Annotated in this window: 18 protein-coding genes; 15 read left to right on the top strand and 3 right to left on the bottom strand. The window is 74.9% G+C overall.

Annotation, left to right across the window (positions count from 1 at the left end):
• Positions 1-26: 26 nt before the first annotated feature.
• From CK505_RS12065 to CK505_RS12130, 14 genes are all read left to right on the top strand, one after another.
• Complete coding sequence (locus tag CK505_RS12065) at positions 27-329, top strand: urease subunit gamma (RefSeq protein WP_017834798.1); 303 nt, start codon at positions 27-29, stop codon at positions 327-329.
• A gap of 31 nt (positions 330-360) precedes the next feature.
• Complete coding sequence (locus CK505_RS12070) at positions 361-738, top strand: urease subunit beta (protein ID WP_017834797.1); 378 nt, start codon at positions 361-363, stop codon at positions 736-738.
• Entirely contained in the window at positions 735-2,447 is a 1,713-nt protein-coding gene (gene ureC / locus CK505_RS12075; protein WP_095651216.1) for an urease subunit alpha, read from the top strand. Before CK505_RS12070 ends, ureC begins: the two co-directional genes overlap by 4 nt.
• A gap of 66 nt (positions 2,448-2,513) precedes the next feature.
• On the top strand, positions 2,514-3,002 hold the full coding sequence (locus tag CK505_RS12080) for an urease accessory protein UreE (RefSeq protein WP_017834795.1): 489 nt from the start codon (positions 2,514-2,516) through the stop codon (positions 3,000-3,002).
• The gene (locus CK505_RS12085) at positions 2,983-3,705 is read left to right on the top strand and encodes an urease accessory protein UreF (RefSeq protein ID WP_095651217.1); all 723 of its coding nucleotides are present in this window, start codon (positions 2,983-2,985) and stop codon (positions 3,703-3,705) included. Before CK505_RS12080 ends, CK505_RS12085 begins: the two co-directional genes overlap by 20 nt.
• 48 nt (positions 3,706-3,753) lie before the next feature.
• Positions 3,754-4,407 carry an urease accessory protein UreG gene (gene ureG / locus CK505_RS12090; RefSeq protein ID WP_017834793.1) on the top strand — a complete coding sequence of 218 codons (654 nt, stop codon included), beginning with the start codon at positions 3,754-3,756 and terminating at the stop codon, positions 4,405-4,407.
• Positions 4,404-5,300, top strand: coding sequence for an urease accessory protein UreD (locus CK505_RS12095; protein ID WP_095651218.1), 897 nt, complete (start codon positions 4,404-4,406; stop codon positions 5,298-5,300). The genes ureG and CK505_RS12095 overlap by 4 nt, the downstream gene beginning before the upstream one ends.
• A 142-nt stretch (positions 5,301-5,442) precedes the next feature.
• Entirely contained in the window at positions 5,443-5,664 is a 222-nt protein-coding gene (locus CK505_RS12100) for a hypothetical protein (protein ID WP_017834791.1), read from the top strand.
• Positions 5,665-5,755: 91 nt separating this feature from the next.
• A complete protein-coding gene (locus CK505_RS12105) occupies positions 5,756-6,703 on the top strand; it encodes an alpha/beta hydrolase (RefSeq protein ID WP_176475334.1) in 948 nt (315 codons plus the stop codon).
• 136 nt (positions 6,704-6,839) lie between these two features.
• The gene (locus CK505_RS12110) at positions 6,840-7,313 is read left to right on the top strand and encodes a hypothetical protein (protein WP_017834789.1); all 474 of its coding nucleotides are present in this window, start codon (positions 6,840-6,842) and stop codon (positions 7,311-7,313) included.
• Between the two features lie 105 nt (positions 7,314-7,418).
• A complete protein-coding gene (locus CK505_RS12115) occupies positions 7,419-8,834 on the top strand; it encodes a histidine kinase (RefSeq protein WP_095651220.1) in 1,416 nt (471 codons plus the stop codon).
• Positions 8,834-9,538, top strand: a complete 705-nt coding sequence (locus tag CK505_RS12120; RefSeq protein ID WP_017834787.1) for a response regulator transcription factor — start codon at positions 8,834-8,836, stop codon at positions 9,536-9,538. Before CK505_RS12115 ends, CK505_RS12120 begins: the two co-directional genes overlap by 1 nt.
• On the top strand, positions 9,535-10,437 hold the full coding sequence (locus CK505_RS18490) for a hypothetical protein (protein ID WP_095651221.1): 903 nt from the start codon (positions 9,535-9,537) through the stop codon (positions 10,435-10,437). The genes CK505_RS12120 and CK505_RS18490 overlap by 4 nt, the downstream gene beginning before the upstream one ends.
• A gap of 69 nt (positions 10,438-10,506) precedes the next feature.
• Positions 10,507-11,847 (top strand): MFS transporter, encoded by a 1,341-nt coding sequence (locus tag CK505_RS12130; RefSeq protein ID WP_095651222.1) that lies wholly within the window; start codon positions 10,507-10,509, stop codon positions 11,845-11,847.
• On the opposite strand, the gene CK505_RS12135 is transcribed toward CK505_RS12130, so the two are convergent.
• Genes CK505_RS12135 through CK505_RS12145 form a run of 3 tightly spaced genes read right to left on the bottom strand, consistent with a single transcriptional unit; the run spans position 11,807 to position 13,784 of the window.
• Positions 11,807-12,415, bottom strand: a complete 609-nt coding sequence (locus tag CK505_RS12135; protein WP_095651247.1) for a heme-binding protein — start codon at positions 12,413-12,415, stop codon at positions 11,807-11,809. The genes CK505_RS12130 and CK505_RS12135 overlap by 41 nt on opposite strands.
• A 46-nt stretch (positions 12,416-12,461) precedes the next feature.
• Positions 12,462-13,493, bottom strand: coding sequence for an NAD-dependent epimerase/dehydratase family protein (locus CK505_RS12140; RefSeq protein WP_095651223.1), 1,032 nt, complete (start codon positions 13,491-13,493; stop codon positions 12,462-12,464).
• A 27-nt stretch (positions 13,494-13,520) separates the two neighbouring features.
• The gene (locus tag CK505_RS12145) at positions 13,521-13,784 is read right to left on the bottom strand and encodes a DUF3072 domain-containing protein (RefSeq protein ID WP_017834783.1); all 264 of its coding nucleotides are present in this window, start codon (positions 13,782-13,784) and stop codon (positions 13,521-13,523) included.
• 170 nt (positions 13,785-13,954) lie between these two features.
• Between CK505_RS12145 and CK505_RS12150 the strand changes: the two genes are divergently transcribed.
• On the top strand, positions 13,955-14,491 hold the full coding sequence (locus tag CK505_RS12150; protein WP_035923297.1) for a hypothetical protein: 537 nt from the start codon (positions 13,955-13,957) through the stop codon (positions 14,489-14,491).
• Positions 14,492-14,495: the final 4 nt, after the last annotated feature.

Genomic DNA, 14,495 nt, shown 5'->3' on the forward strand with positions numbered 1-14,495 from the left:
GAGCACCCGCCGTCCCGAGGAGAGCCGTGCACCTGACACCCCGTGAGCAGGAGAAGCTGCTGGTCGTCGTGGCCGGCGACCTCGCCCGGCGGCGCCGGGACCGGGGGCTGCGGCTCAACCACCCGGAGGCGGTCGCCCTGATCACCGCCGAGCTGCTGGAGGGCGCCCGGGACGGCCGGACCGTGGCCGAGCTCATGTCCTGGGGCTCCACGATCCTGGCCCGGGCGGACGTCATGGAGGGCGTGCCGGAGATGGTCCACTCCGTCCAGGTCGAGGCGACCTTCCCGGACGGCACCAAGCTCGTCACCGTCCACGACCCCATCCGCTGACCCGCCCGCCCCCGGCACCGAAGGAGCGCCCGTGATCCCCGGAGAGTACGTCCTGCGGCCCGAGCCCGTCGTGATCAACGCCGGCCGGCCCACCACGGAGCTGGACGTGGTCAACCGCGGCGACCGCCCCGTGCAGGTGGGCTCGCACTTCCACTTCGCCGAGGCCAACCCCGGCCTCGAGTTCGACCGGACGGCGGCCCACGGCTTCCGCCTGGACGTCCCCGCCGGCACCGCGGTGCGCTTCGAGCCCGGCGACCGCAAGCGCGTCCGGCTCGTCGCCCTGGCGGGGCGCCGCGAGGTCCACGGCCTCGCGAACCGGGTGAACGGGCCCCTCGACGCCCCCGGCACGGACGCCCCCGGCACCGACGGCGGCCCCCGCCCCGACGCTTCCGGGAAGGAGCAGGCATGAGCCACGAGATGTCCCGCGCCCAGTACACGAGCCTCTACGGGCCCACCACCGGGGACCTGGTGCGTCTGGCGGACACCGAGCTGTTCCTCGAGGTGGAGCACGACCGCACGGTACCCGGGGACGAGGTGGTCTTCGGCGGGGGCAAGGTCATCCGGGACGGCATGGGCCACAACGGGCGGCTGACCCGGGACGACGGCGTGGTGGACACCGTGGTCACCAACGCCGTGGTGCTCGACGCCTCCGGGATCTACAAGGCGAACGTCGGCATCCGGGACGGGCACATCAGCGGGATCGGCAAGGCAGGCAACCCGGACATCATGGACGGCGTCGACATCCTGATCGGCGCCTCCACCGAGGTGATCGCCGGCGAGGGCCGGATCCTCACCGCGGGCGGGATCGACTCCCACATCCACTTCATCGGCGCCGACCAGATCGGCACGGCCCTGTCCTCGGGGATCACCACGATGTTCGGCGGCGGCACGGGCCCCGCCGAGGGCTCCAACGCCACCACGATCACCCCCGGCGCGTGGCACCTCGCCCGCATGTTCCGGGCACTCGACGGCTACCCGATGAACTTCGGGCTGCTCGGGAAGGGCCACGCGAGCGCCGCCGAGCCCCTCGCGGAGCAGATCCGCGCCGGCGCCGTGGGGCTCAAGATCCACGAGGACTGGGGCGCCACCACGGCGGCCATCGACACGGCCCTGGGCGTGGCCGACGAGTTCGACGTGCAGGTGGCCATCCACACCGACACCCTCAACGAGTGCGGGTTCCTGGAGGACACGGTGGCCGCGATCGGCGGGCGCGTCATCCACACGTTCCACACCGAGGGCGCCGGCGGCGGCCACGCCCCGGACATCATCCGCATCGCGGCCCTGCCCCACGTGCTGCCGTCCTCGACGAACCCCACGCTGCCCTTCACCCGGAACACGGCGGAGGAGCACCTGGACATGCTCATGGTCTGCCACCACCTCAACCCGGACATCCCCGAGGACGTGGCGTTCGCGGACTCCCGGATCCGGCCCGAGACGATCGCCGCCGAGGACGTGCTGCACGACCTGGGCGTGTTCTCCATGACCTCCTCCGACTCCCAGGCCATGGGCCGCGTGGGCGAGGTGGTGCTGCGCACCTGGCAGCTGGCCGACCAGATGAAGCGGCGCACCGGGCCCCTGCCCGAGGAGACGGGCCGCGGGGACAACGCCCGGCTGAAGCGCTACGTGGCCAAGTACACGATCAACCCGGCGGTCGCGCACGGGATCGCCGACGTCGTGGGCTCGGTCGAGCCGGGCAAGTTCGCGGACCTCGTGCTGTGGGACCCGGTGTTCTTCGGGGTCAAGCCCCACGCCGTCCTCAAGGGCGGGCAGATCGTGCACTCGCTCATGGGCGACCCCAACGCCTCGATCCCCACCCCGCAGCCGCAGCTGATGCGGGACGCGTTCGGCGCGAAGGGCACCGCCCCGCACGCCAACTCCATCACCTTCATGTCCCGCGCCGCCGTCGAGGCGGGCGTCGGCGAGCGCCTGGGCCTGCGCAAGCGGGTGCTGCCCGTGGGCGGGATCCGCGGCCTGACCAAGCAGGACATGCGGCACAACCACGCCACCCCGGAGATCGAGGTGGACCCGCAGACCTACGAGGTCCGCGTGGACGGCGAGATCGCCACGTGCGAGCCCGCCGAGGAGCTGGCCATGGCCCAGCGCTACTTCCTGTTCTGACCGGCCCGCCGCCCGGGCCCCGCACACCCTGAGACACCCCGAAGCCCCACGAGAGGACCCGCACCCGTGATCGTCGAAGCCGTCCTCGGCAACCTGGCCGAGCTCACCGAGCCGGAGCGCGCCGGCCTGCACCTGGAGCGGGTCGCGCTCTCCGGGCCCGAGCTGCGCAAGCGCGTCCAGCGGGTCGTGACCGACCACGGCACCGAGGTGGGGATCCGGCTGAGCTCGCGGCGGGAGCTCAGGGACGGCGACATCCTGCACCGGGACGGCCACAGCGCCGTCGTCGTCTCGACCCTGCCCACCGACGTCCTGGTGGTCGCGCCCGCCACGATCGAGCAGATGGGCTTCGTGGCCCACTCCCTGGGCAACCGGCACCTGCCCGCCCAGTTCCTCGGCCCCGCGGCCGGGGTCCCCGAGCTGCCCGGCCACGACGGGGTCATGGTGCTCCAGTACGACCACACGGCCGAGGCCTTCCTGCAGGGCGCCGGGGTGCGCTTCGCTCGCGTCGAGCGGCAGATGGAGGTCCCCTTCCGCCATGCCGAGCACACCCACTGAGCACTCCCCCGCGGGCGCCGCCGGATCGCTCGCCGGGACGCTCGCCGTGCTGCAGCTGGCCGACTCCGCCCTGCCCACCGGCGCGTTCGCCCACTCCCTGGGGCTCGAGACCTACGTGGACGACGGCACGGTCCACGACGAGCCGAGCTTCCTGGCCTGGGTCCGGCACTGCCTGCACCACCAGGTGGTGCCGGCGGAGGGCTGGGCGGTGCGCGCGGTCGCCACGGCGGCCGACGACGACGCCGTGTGGCGCGCCGACGACCTGCTGGCCGCCCAGGCCCTGCCCGTCCAGGTGCGGGACGCCGCGACCGCGATGGGCCGGCGGATGACCGACATCGGCGCCGAGAACTTCCCCTCCCCCCGGCTGCTGGCCTACGCGCAGCGCCAGCGCGCCGGGACGAGCCGCGGCAGTCCCGCGGTGGCCTTCGCGCTCGTGGGCGCCGGCCTGGGCGTGACCTGGGAGCAGCTGGCCGGCGCGTACCTCTTCTCGACCGTGACCTCCCTGACCCAGAACGCCGTGCGCGGCATCCCCATCGGCCAGAACGCGGGCCAGCGCGTGCTGCGCGCCCTGCACGAGGACGTCGCCCGCGGCGTCGAGCGGATCGGGTCCATGGCCGACCACGAGGCCGGGGCGACCAGTCCCGGCCTGGAGATCGCCCAGATGCGCCACGCCTGGCAGCGGGCCCGCATGTTCATGTCCTGACCCACCACCGCACCGACCGCACCGACCGCACCGACCCAGGAGCTCACCATGACCACCGTCTCCCCCGCCCCCTCCGCGCCGACCGGCCGCGGCCCCGTGCGCATCGGCGTGGGCGGGCCCGTGGGCGCCGGCAAGACCCAGCTCGTGGAGCGGGTCACCCGGGCGCTGATCCACGAGGTCTCGATGGCCGCGATCACCAACGACATCTACACGATCGAGGACGCCAGGATCCTGGCCCGCAACGGCGTGCTTCCGCTGGACCGGATCGTGGGCATCGAGACCGGCGGCTGCCCGCACACCGCGATCCGCGAGGACACCTCGATGAACGAGGCCGCGATCGAGAAGCTGTGCGCCCAGCACCCGGACCTGCAGATCGTGTTCGTCGAGTCCGGCGGGGACAACCTCTCCGCCACGTTCAGCCCGGAGCTGGTCGACTTCTCCATCTACGTCATCGACGTGGCCCAGGGCGAGAAGATCCCCCGCAAGGCCGGGCAGGGCATGATCAAGTCCGACCTGTTCGTCATCAACAAGACCGACCTCGCCCCGCACGTCGGCGCCGACCTCGACGTCATGGCCGCGGACTCCGCCGTGTTCCGCAAGGACCGCCCGTTCTGCTTCACCAACCTCCGGACCGACGAGGGCCTCGAGCGGATCCTCGCGTGGATCCGGCACGACGTGCTGATGCTGGACATGGTCCCGTGACCGCCGCCGCGCCCGCCGCCGCGGCACCCGGCCGGTGTGCCGCGCCGGCCTCCGCGCCGGCCTCCGCGCCGACGGGCCGGCTCGAGCTGGTGCTGGTGCCCCGCGGGGACCGGACCGTGGCGGCCCACCAGTTCCACGCCGGCGCCCTGCGCGTGCTGCGCCCGCACCACCTGGACGGGTCGGGGCAGCCGTGCTTCGTCGTCGTCAATCCCGGCGGCGGGTACCTCGGCGGGGACCGCTACGAGCTGGACGTCACGGTCGGGGCCGCCGGCACCGCTCTGGTCACCACCCAGTCCGCGACCAAGGTCTACCGCACCCCGACCGCCCCCGCCCGCCAGGACGTACGTCTCGCGCTCGGCCCCGGCGCGGTCCTCGAGTACCTGCCGGACCAGCTCATCGCCTACGAGGACGCCGACTACGTGCAGTCCACGACCGTGACGATGGACCCCTCGGCCTGCCTCGTGGCGGGCGAGGTGGTCACCCCCGGGTGGGCGCCGGACGGCACCGTCTTCCGCTACCGCGGCGTGGTGCTGCGCACCGAGGTGCTGATGGGCGGGCGCACGGTGGTCCTCGACAACCTCCGCCTGCGCCCGGGCGAGGATGCCGTGGCCGGGCTCGGCTTCCTGGAGGGACGCACGCACCTCGGCTCCCTGCTGGTCGTGGACCCCCGGGCGGACCGGGAGCTGGTGGAGGAGGTCCACGGCCTGCTCGCCGCGGCCGAGGCCCGGGTGCCGGGGCTGCGGTGCGGGGTCTCCGAGCTGCCGGTGCCCGGCCTCGTGGTCCGCGCCCTGGGCCCCGGCTCCGCGGAGCTCACGGCCCTGCTCCTGGACGTCTCGGCGCTGCTGCGTGCGCGGTGGACGGGACAGCCGCGCGTGGCGCTGCGGAAGTACTGAACCCCGCCGGCCCTCCCTCCGGGCCCGGGGCGGCCCCCGGGACCGAGGAGAGGACATGGGACGTCAACCAGCCGGAAACGCCGCGGCCACATGCCGGGACGAGGATGGGGGAACCGGGCGCACGAGACGGAAGGGGCTCCCCATGACCGCGAGCAACAGATGGATCCTGGGCCTGGCCCGGGTGCGGCCGGGTGATCGGATCGAGGCCTGGGAGCACCGGCAGCCCCGCTTCACCGGCACGGTCAGCGAGGTGGTCCCGCAGCTGGGGATTGCCTGGGTCCTCGAGGACCGCACGGGACTCCGGCGGCTGGTCTCGATCCGGGGCCACCGGCTGCGCCGGTCCGAGCTGGTGACCTCGGCCTGACCGCCCGGGACCCTGGCACCGGCGCCGGAACGCGCGCACGATGGACCCCACGGGCGGGCACCAGGACCCGCCGCGGCCGGTGGAGGACACGATGCCAGAGGCTCTCACGTTCGACTCGGGCGGCGTCCCGTGCGCCGCCGCGCTGTACCGCCCGGCGCCGGCCGGCGCCGCGGCGCCCTGCGTGGTCATGGGCCACGGCTTCACCGGCACCCAGGACCAGCTGGCCGAGCACGCCGCCGGCCTCGCGGAGCACGGCCTGGCCGTGCTGACCTTCGACTACCGGCGGTTCGGCCGCAGCGGCGGCGCACCCCGGCAGATCGTGGACGCCGCGGAGCAGCTCGAGGACTGGCGCGCGGCCGTGCGCCTGGCCCGCTCCCTGCCCGGCCTCGACCCGGCCCGCACCGCGCTGTGGGGCAGCTCGCTGTCCGGCGGGCACGTCCTGCGGCTGGCCTCCGAGGACCGGCGGACCCGGGCCGTGGTCGCCCAGGTGCCGGAGTTCGGCAAGGGCTCCGAGAGCACGGCCGACGAGATCCGGGCCAAGAAGCAGCAGGAGCACATCCCGCTCGGGCTGCTCCTGCGGACCACCGTCCGGCTGCTGGCCGCCGCGGTCCGCGACGAGCTGCGGGGACGGCGCGGGCTCCCCCCGCGCTGCATCCCGGTGTTCGCGCTCCCCGGGGACGTGGGCGCGATCATCGACCCGGACAGCGACCGGTATCTGGAGCAGGCCGTGGAGACCGGCCCCACCTGGCGCAACGAGTTCGCGCCCCGGCTGCTCCTCCACCCTCCCGTGTACCTGCCGGGCACCGCCGAACGGGTGCGGGCGCCGCTGCTCGTGTGCGTCGCGGAGCAGGACACCGAGACGGATCCGTGGCGGGCCGCGCGGATCGCCCGGGCGGCGCCGCGGGGCGAGGTCGTGACGTACCCGGTGGGGCACTTCGCGGTCTACGAGGACCCCGTGCGCTCGCGCGTGCTCGAGGACCAGGCCCGGTTCCTGGTCCGCCACCTCCGCCCCGGGGCGGAGCCGGCCGGCGGCCGCTGACGGTTCCCTCGCCCGGAGCGGCCGAGGCTCCGTCTGCCGGGGGAGGCCCCGGGGCGGGCCGCGCCGATAGCGTGCTGGGAGCGGCCCCGGCGACGGACGCGGGCCGGCCGCGCCGACCTCCCCCGGAAGGACCCCGATGATCGACGCCCTGCAGGAATTCACCTCCTCCCTGCCGCCGCTGCTCCAGTGGCTGGGGGTGGTGGTGGCAGGAGCGATCCCGTTCGTCGAGTCCTACTTCGGGTCCGTCGTCGGCGTCCTGGCCGGCCTCGACCCGGCGATCGCCGTCGGGGCCGCCGTCGTCGGCAACGTCGCCTCCATGCTGGCGCTGGTCCTGGGCGCGCACGGCCTCCGCCGCAGGTTCGCCGGCGACCCCCGGGAGCCCTCGCCCCGGCAGCAGAGACTGCGCCGGGCCTTCGACAAGTACGGGGTGGCCGGTGTGAGCCTGCTCGGCCAAACGATCCTGCCCAGCCAGATCACGGCCACCGCCATGGTCTCCTTCGGCGCGGACCGCAACGCCGTCATCCGGTGGCAGATCGTCTCCATCGTCCTGTGGGGCGTCGCCTTCGGCACCCTCGCGGCCATGGGAGTCGGCCTGCTGGACGCCGGCTGAGCCGCGCCGGCGCCCGGAGCGCCGGGCCGGGGTGCGGAAAACCGCAGGCGTACCAGGTGGAGAACGTCGCTGCGGCGACGACCCCCGCGACCGTAGCGTGAAGGCATGAGCACACCGCACGAGACCCGGCCCCTTCCACCCGTACCGTGGGGCAGCCCCGGCACCGATCCCGGCAGCGGTCGTGGGACCCCGGACGACGCCCCCCGCCCCGCAGGCGGTTCCCGGCCCGCGGGCCCCGCCGCCGGGGCCCGGTCCCGGGAGTGGGGACCGTGGTCCCCCAGGACCCTGTTCTTCGGCACCACCGACCTCGTGGTGGACGCCGCGCTCGGCACGCTGTGGCTGACGGCCCTCGTCTCCCTGGTCTCCGCCGGCTTCGCCTCGCTCGCCGCCCTGGTGGGCGTGGTCCTGCTCGTGGCCGCGATCTACGCGGTCCGCGGGATCGAGTGGGTCGAGCGCCGCCGCACGCAGGCGGCGTTCGGGCTGCACCTGCCCGCCCCGCGCCGGCGCCGCTCGCCCCGCACCGACGGCTGGCGGATCGTCCACCAGTGGTGGCTGGACGTCTCCGACGCCGCGTTCTGGACGGGACTGCTGCACCTGCTCCTCACCACGGTCCTGGGCTGGGTCGCCGTGGCGGCCCTGGCCGGCACCGGCGCCGCCGTCGCCCTGGCCTTCGCGCCGCTCTACGCGGCGCCGAACAACCCGCTCTGGCCCTCCGAGGTGGTCGGGACGTGGCCGGACTGGGCCGTGGTCCTGACCGGGATCACCCTGACCCTCCTCGGGCTGCTCGTCGTGGTCCTCGCCGTGGCCGCGCACCGGGGCCTGTCCCGGCTGCTGCTCCGGGTGGACGAGGCGGCGGAGCTGCGCCGCCGGGCCGCCGAGGCCGCGGCCGCCCGCGAGACCGCCGTCCGCGGCGCCCGCACCGAGCGCTCCCGGATCGAACGCGACCTGCACGACGGCGTGCAGCCCCAGCTCGTGTCCGTGGCCATGAACCTGTCGATGGCCCAGCGCCGGATCGACCACGACCCCGCCGGGGCCAAGGACCTCATCGGGGAGGCGCATGCCACCACCAAGGCCGCGATCGCCGAGCTGCGCCGCCTGGCCCGGGGCTTCCACCCGGCGGTCCTGGAGGACCGGGGCCTCGATGCCGCCCTCTCCGCCGTGGCCGCCCAGTCCCCCGTCCCGGTCGCCGTGGACGTGCGGGTGCCGCGGCTGGCGCCGGAGACCGAGGCCGCCGTGTACTTCGCGGTCTCCGAGGGCATCGCCAACATCGTCAAGCACGCCCAGGCCGGCGCCGCGTCGGTGCGGGTGGGCCTCGAGACCGATCCCGCGGGAGGCACCCGCGTGGTCGCCCGGATCGTCGACGACGGCCGCGGCGGCGCCGTGGTGGTCCCCGGCGGCGGCCTGTCCGGGATCGCCGACCGGATCCGCTCCGCGGGCGGGCACTTCTTCCTCGACTCCCCCGCGGGCGGGCCGACCGAGCTGACCGTCGAGCTGCCGGTCGACCGGGGGGCGGGATCCTGATGCGCATCGTCATCGCCGAGGACGCCGTCCTCCTGCGCGCGGGCCTCGTCCGCCTGCTCACCGAGGCCGGCCACGAGGTGGTCGCCGACGTCGACACCGCCGAGGACCTGCTCCGGGCCGTCGAGGAGCACGAGCCGGACTTCGCCCTCGTGGACGTGCGGCTGCCGCCGACGTTCACGGACGAGGGCATCCGCGCCGCCGTCCTCGTCCGCTCCCAGCACCCGCGGATCGCGGTGCTCGTGCTCTCGCAGTACGTCGAGGAGCGCTACGCCTCGGAGCTCATCGCGTCCCGCCGGGACGGGCTGGGGTACCTGCTCAAGGACCGGGTCGCGGACGTCGACCAGTTCCTCGAGTCCGTGGAGACCGTGGGCGCGGGCGGCACCGTCCTGGACCCGGAGGTCGTCTCCCAGCTGCTCGTGCGCTCGCGGCACCGCCAGGACCTGGAGCTCCTCTCCCCGCGGGAGCACGAGGTGCTCGGGCTCATGGCCCAGGGGCTCTCCAACGCCTCGGTCGCCGCGAACCTCTTCCTCACCGAGTCCTCGGTGGAGAAGCACATCCGCTCCGTGTTCACCAAGCTGGGCCTCGCCCACGAGGACGGCGGCAACCGCCGCGTCCGTGCGGTCCTGCGCTACCTCGGCTACCCGGACCCCGGGCCCGGCCACACCCCGTCCGCAAACCCGTCCCACCAGGAGCACCGGCCATGAGCACCCACCCCGAGCACCCCGCCGCCCACGACTCCTCCCACGACGTCGTCAGCGACAACGAGCGCACGGCCTGGCTCGTCCCCACCGCCGTGCTCGGCGGCATCGGCGCCCTCCTCCTGCTGGGCGCCGGCGGTGCCACCGCCGCTGCGTCCCTGTCCGTCCAGGAGCACCGGGTGGACACCACCGTGACCGAGTCCGTGGACACGGTCGTGGTCGACGGCCGGTCGGCGGTCGTCGAGGTCGTGACGGCCGATGTCCCCGATCTGCGGGTGGAGTCCGTGTACGCCGGGGTCAGGCTCGAGAGCGCCCCCGAGCCCCGGGTCGAGGACGGCCGGCTGAGCATCGACGCCCTCCCGTCCCGCTCCTGGCCGGGCGCCGGCAGCGGGATGCACGTGCGGATCACCGTCCCGGCCGCGGACGAGCCCGTGGACCTGCGGCTCTCCGGGGACGCCGGCGCCCTGAGCGTCGAGGGCGACTTCGGCGACGTCCGGCTCGACACGGAGGCCGGCGTGATCGAGGCGAGCGGCAGCGCCCGCACCCTGTGGGCGTCCTCGGAGGTCGGCGCCGTGGACCTCGACGGGATCCGGGTGCGCGAGGACCTGGACGTGCACACCGAGGTCGGGGCCACCGAGGTCCGGCTCGTGGGCGAGGCCCCGCGGCGCGTGGCCGTCACGACCCGGGCGGGGGCCGTCGAGGCCGCGGTCCCGGACGCCGACTGGTGGACCCCCGCGGTCGCCGGCGCGGACGACCGCGACCCCGAGGACCTGACGGCGGCCACCGTCTGCGCCGCCGTCCCCGACGACCGCCCCTGCCTGTACGTGGCCTCGGCCGTGGGCGCGGCGGAGATCACCTACGGCGGCCGGTCCGCCGCCCCTGGCAGCGGGGCGTCCGGGCGGTAGACTGGACCCTGTTGTCCGGGTCGGGCGCACCGGGAGGGGGGACGGTGCGCACATCCTCCGAGGACCCCTGTGAACCCCCTGACCACCCCTTCCACGGCCGAGCGCGCGGCCCGCGTGCCCGCCGCCCCGGCCCCCGCCGCGGAGCACCCCGCGGCCGCCCCGCACGACACCGGCCGCCGGACGACGCCCTCGTCCGGCGGCCGGTACGCCCGGCTCGTGCAGCTCGCCGGGCGCGACTTCCTGCCGATCGCCTTCGCGGCCCGCCTGCCCCTGGCCATGCTCACCGTCGGGGCGCTCACCCTCGCCACCGCCGTCAGCGGCTCCTACGTCGTCGGAGGGCTGGCCGCCGGCGCCGTCGGGGTCGGCTCGGCGCTGGGCGGGCCCCTGATGGGCCACCTCGCCGACCGCCTGGGCCAGCAGGCCGTGCTGCTGGTCTCCGCCCTCGCCCACGCCGTGGCCATCGCGCTGCTGCTGGTCACCGCCTACGCCCCCGCGGGCCCGGACGCGCCGGCCGTGCCGCTGCTCGTCGGCGCGTCCCTGCTCGTGGGCGCCACCTGCCCCCAGGTCGGCCCGCTGGCCCGGGTGCGGTGGCGCGGCCTGGTCGGCGGAAACCGGCGCGAGCTGGACACCGCCCTGTCCTACGAGTCCACCGCCGACGAGCTGACCTTCGTGCTCGGCCCGGCCCTGGTCGGTGTCCTGGCCTCCCTGGTCGCCCCCTGGTCCCCCTTCGTCCTCGCGGCCGTCCTGACCCTCACCATGGTCACGACCTTCGCCGTGCACCCCACGCGCCTGGCGGTCCCGGCCGTCTCCCGGGAGGACCGGCGCCGAGCGGCGGCCCGTCCCGTTCCCGTCCGGGAGCGGGTCCTCGTGCTGCTCCCCGTCCTGGGGATGGTGGCCATGGGCGCCTTCTTCGGCGCCGTGCAGAACGGTCTCAACGCCTTCGGCGGCGAGTTCGGCATCCAGAGCGCGACCGGTCTGCTCTACGCCGTGCTCGGCATCAGCTCGGCGGCCGCGGCCCTGTCGGTGGCGTGGTGGCCGCAGCGCTTCCCGCCGGCCTCCCGCTGGCTGGTCAGCTCCGGCGCCATGGCCGCCCTGAGCCTGCTGTTCCTGCTGCCGAGCGGGATCGGGTCGATGCTCGTGGTGCTGCTGCTCGCCGGTCTGCCGCTGGGGCCCGCCATGGTCACGATCTACACCATCGGCGGGGACGTCGCCCGGCCGGAGCGGCTGGGCACGGTCATGACGATGCTCGCGAGCGGCGTGGTCCTCGGTTCCGCCGTGGGCGCGGCGTCGGCCGGGCTCCTGGCCGAGACCGCCGGGCACCGGGGCGCGTTCGCCGCCGCGGTCGGCGCGGCCTGCGCCATGGTCCTGATCAGCGCGGTGCTGGCCGCGCTCCGGCGCCGGGACCGCTGACGGGCAGGACCACCTCGTTGCGGCGCAGGAACGCCGGGGTGAACGGTGGGTCGAACCGCGCGAAGCGGGCCGCCGCGACGGGCACGAGCCCCGCCTCCCGGACCGCCCGCTCGAGCCGCAGCCGGTGCTTCTCGTAGGAGCTGCGCGTCCACCGGCCCCGGTAGCGCAGCACGGCGGCGAGGACCGCGGGTTCCACCCTGATCCGCACGGCGGGGTCGGACGGCACCGGTGCCGTCGCCGCCGTGACGGACGAGGGCAGCACGAAGGCGACCACGTGCGCGCCGGCCGTGTCCTCGGACCCGCCGGACGCGGACCGCTGCCACACGGGAGCGGTCATCGCGATCTTCTGGGGCCCGGCCCCGCCCTGGAGCACCGGAGCGGTCATCGGGATCTCCCGCCGCCCCTGGTTGTTGCCGCTGATGTAGCGGAACAAGGCGTTGAAGGCGGCGTTGCCCGCCCGCTCGAAGGACCCGTGGACCTCGACCTCCGCGAGCACGTGCTCCGGGTAGTGCCGCAGGTCGAACGTTGGGTAGTGCCGCACCGTCGAGTACGGCTGCTGCTCGGTCATGGCGGCACCGTACGCCACGACGCCTCCAGCGGGAAGGACCGGCCGGCTAGACCAGCGGCGACTTGGGCCGGTGCTCCTTGTTGCCCAGGCCCTCCCGGCCGTCCAGGTTGTCGACGAGCTCCCGCAGCGCCTCGAGCGAGCTCACGCTCTCCGACCAGCCGGTGACCTCGCGGATCCGCGTGGTGTCCATGATCGGCACGGCGCCGGCCAGGTCGATCCATCCGGGGTCGGTGGGCTGCAGCCGCAGCCGGTAGGTGATCGCCACGAGCGCGCGCACCAGGGCCGGCGGCACGGGCAGCACGCGCCGGGCGCCGAGCACCTTCGCCACGCCGTCGGCGCCGAGCACCGGCTCGGCGGCGACGTTGAACGCCCCGCCGGCCCGGTGCTGGACGACCCGCCAGAACGCGTCCGCGACGTCGTCGGTGTGCAGCGTCTGGAAGCGGAACTTCTCGGGGAACGGCAGCACGGGCAGGCGCAGCCGGGCGATGAGCTTCCTGGGCACGAGGGCGCCGAAGAAGTAGTCCCCGATCTCGGGGGCGGCGTCCGCCTGGAACAGGAAGCCGGGCCGCAGCCGGGTCACCACGATCCCGGGGTGGGCCTCCTCGAACCGGTTGAGCAGCGCCTCCGTCTCGGCCTTCTGCACGTTGTAGTGCGAGGTCTCGACCCCGCCGACCGGCCAGGACTCGTCCACGGCCCGGTCCTTGGGGCCGGGGCTGTAGGCGCCGAGCGAGGAGGGGTAGACGATCTGGGGCACGCCGGCGAGCACCACGGCGTCGAGCACGTGGACGAGGCCGTCCACGTTCGTCTCGTGCATCAGCGCGAAGTCCCGGTTCGGGCGGATGAGCCACACGAGGTGGATCACGGCGTCCGCGCCGGCCATGATCTCCGCCAGCGCCGCGGTGGACTCCTTCGCGGCGACGTCGACGGTGTGCCACTCCACGCCGTCGTAGGGCTCCCCGCCCCGCTCGGGCCCCTCGCGGGAGACCCCGACGATGTGGGTGACCTCCGGCGCGGCGTGCAGCCGGCGGAGCACCGCGGTGCCCACGTTGCCCGTGGCTCCCAGGACGACGATCTTCACGGTGCTCCCCCTCCGCCGGTGCAGGACCTACTGGTCCTGGACCCTGCCGCTCTCGCCCTGCAGGCGGTCGATGTGCTTGGACGCCTCGGCCTTGGTGAGGTCCGCCGGCAGCTCCTCCCCGGCCTCGCGGGCCAGGGTGTCGAGGTAGCTGCGCTGCGCGCTGGTCATCGGCTCCTCGCCGGTGGCCCACTCGTCCGGGTCGCGGTCGAGCCCGCTGCCCGGTTCGGGGCTGGAGGCGCCGATGGTCTGCTGCTCGTCGGGGTCCGGGGATCCGCTCGCGTTCTCAGTCATGCGCCCCATGATAGTCACATCCCTTATGGTTTCCGCCCGGCCCGGCGGCCCCGCACCCCGTCCTGCCGCACCCCTCCTGCCGCGAGGGGGACGGAGTCAGTAGGCTGGTGGCCCCGGGGAGATCCGTGCTGGGCCCCGGCGACGCCCTTCCCACGAGCGAGGAGTAGCAGATGAGCGAGCAGCCGCCCACCGGCCCGAACGGCGCCGCGGGCGCCGGAGTCCGGTCCGACAAGCTCGAGGCCTACATGCTCGGGCACTACATGGGGGCCCTCTCCGGGGTGCGGCTCTTCGACGAGGCGGCCACCACGTGGGCCGGCACCCCCTACGAGGGCCGGTTCGCGGCGTTCGTCGACGAGATCAAGGACGACATCGGCCGCCTCGAGGCGATGATCGACCGTCTGGGCTCCGGCCGGCGCACGGTGGCCAAGGGGCTGGGAACCGTCACCGGCATTGCCTCCCGGCTCAATCCGCTGAGCCGGATCCGGGAGCGGACCGGCATCGCCGCCCACGGTGAGCTCGAGATGCTGCAGTCCCTGGTGGTCGCCAAGCGCAGCATGTGGGTCACGCTCCTGGAGCTCGCCCCCGCCGAGCCGCGCCTCGACACCGAGGAGCTGAGGACCCTCGAGGCCGGGGCCGCCGACCAGTACGACCGCCTGCGGGCCATCGCCGCGGAGACGGCACGGGACCGGTTCCTCGCCCGGGACTGACCCC

It is taken from the genome of Kocuria sp. WN036, from assembly GCF_002287015.1.
In the GTDB taxonomy this organism is placed as follows: domain Bacteria; phylum Actinomycetota; class Actinomycetes; order Actinomycetales; family Micrococcaceae; genus Kocuria; species Kocuria rosea.

Excerpts from the sequence above, each read along its gene's own strand:
- ureC (WP_095651216.1), top strand. The coding sequence starts at position 735 with ATGAGCCACGAGATGTCCCGCGCCCAGTACACGAGCCTCTACGGGCCC.
- CK505_RS12085 (WP_095651217.1), top strand. The coding sequence starts at position 2,983 with ATGCCGAGCACACCCACTGAGCACTCCCCCGCGGGCGCCGCCGGATCG.
- ureG (WP_017834793.1), top strand. The coding sequence starts at position 3,754 with ATGACCACCGTCTCCCCCGCCCCCTCCGCGCCGACCGGCCGCGGCCCC.
- CK505_RS12100 (WP_017834791.1), top strand. The coding sequence starts at position 5,443 with ATGACCGCGAGCAACAGATGGATCCTGGGCCTGGCCCGGGTGCGGCCG.
- CK505_RS12105 (WP_176475334.1), top strand. The coding sequence starts at position 5,756 with ATGCCAGAGGCTCTCACGTTCGACTCGGGCGGCGTCCCGTGCGCCGCC.
- CK505_RS12110 (WP_017834789.1), top strand. The coding sequence starts at position 6,840 with ATGATCGACGCCCTGCAGGAATTCACCTCCTCCCTGCCGCCGCTGCTC.
- CK505_RS12115 (WP_095651220.1), top strand. The coding sequence starts at position 7,419 with ATGAGCACACCGCACGAGACCCGGCCCCTTCCACCCGTACCGTGGGGC.
- CK505_RS12120 (WP_017834787.1), top strand. The coding sequence starts at position 8,834 with ATGCGCATCGTCATCGCCGAGGACGCCGTCCTCCTGCGCGCGGGCCTC.
- CK505_RS18490 (WP_095651221.1), top strand. The coding sequence starts at position 9,535 with ATGAGCACCCACCCCGAGCACCCCGCCGCCCACGACTCCTCCCACGAC.
- CK505_RS12135 (WP_095651247.1), bottom strand. The coding sequence starts at position 12,415 with ATGACCGAGCAGCAGCCGTACTCGACGGTGCGGCACTACCCAACGTTC.
- CK505_RS12145 (WP_017834783.1), bottom strand. The coding sequence starts at position 13,784 with ATGACTGAGAACGCGAGCGGATCCCCGGACCCCGACGAGCAGCAGACC.
- CK505_RS12150 (WP_035923297.1), top strand. The coding sequence starts at position 13,955 with ATGAGCGAGCAGCCGCCCACCGGCCCGAACGGCGCCGCGGGCGCCGGA.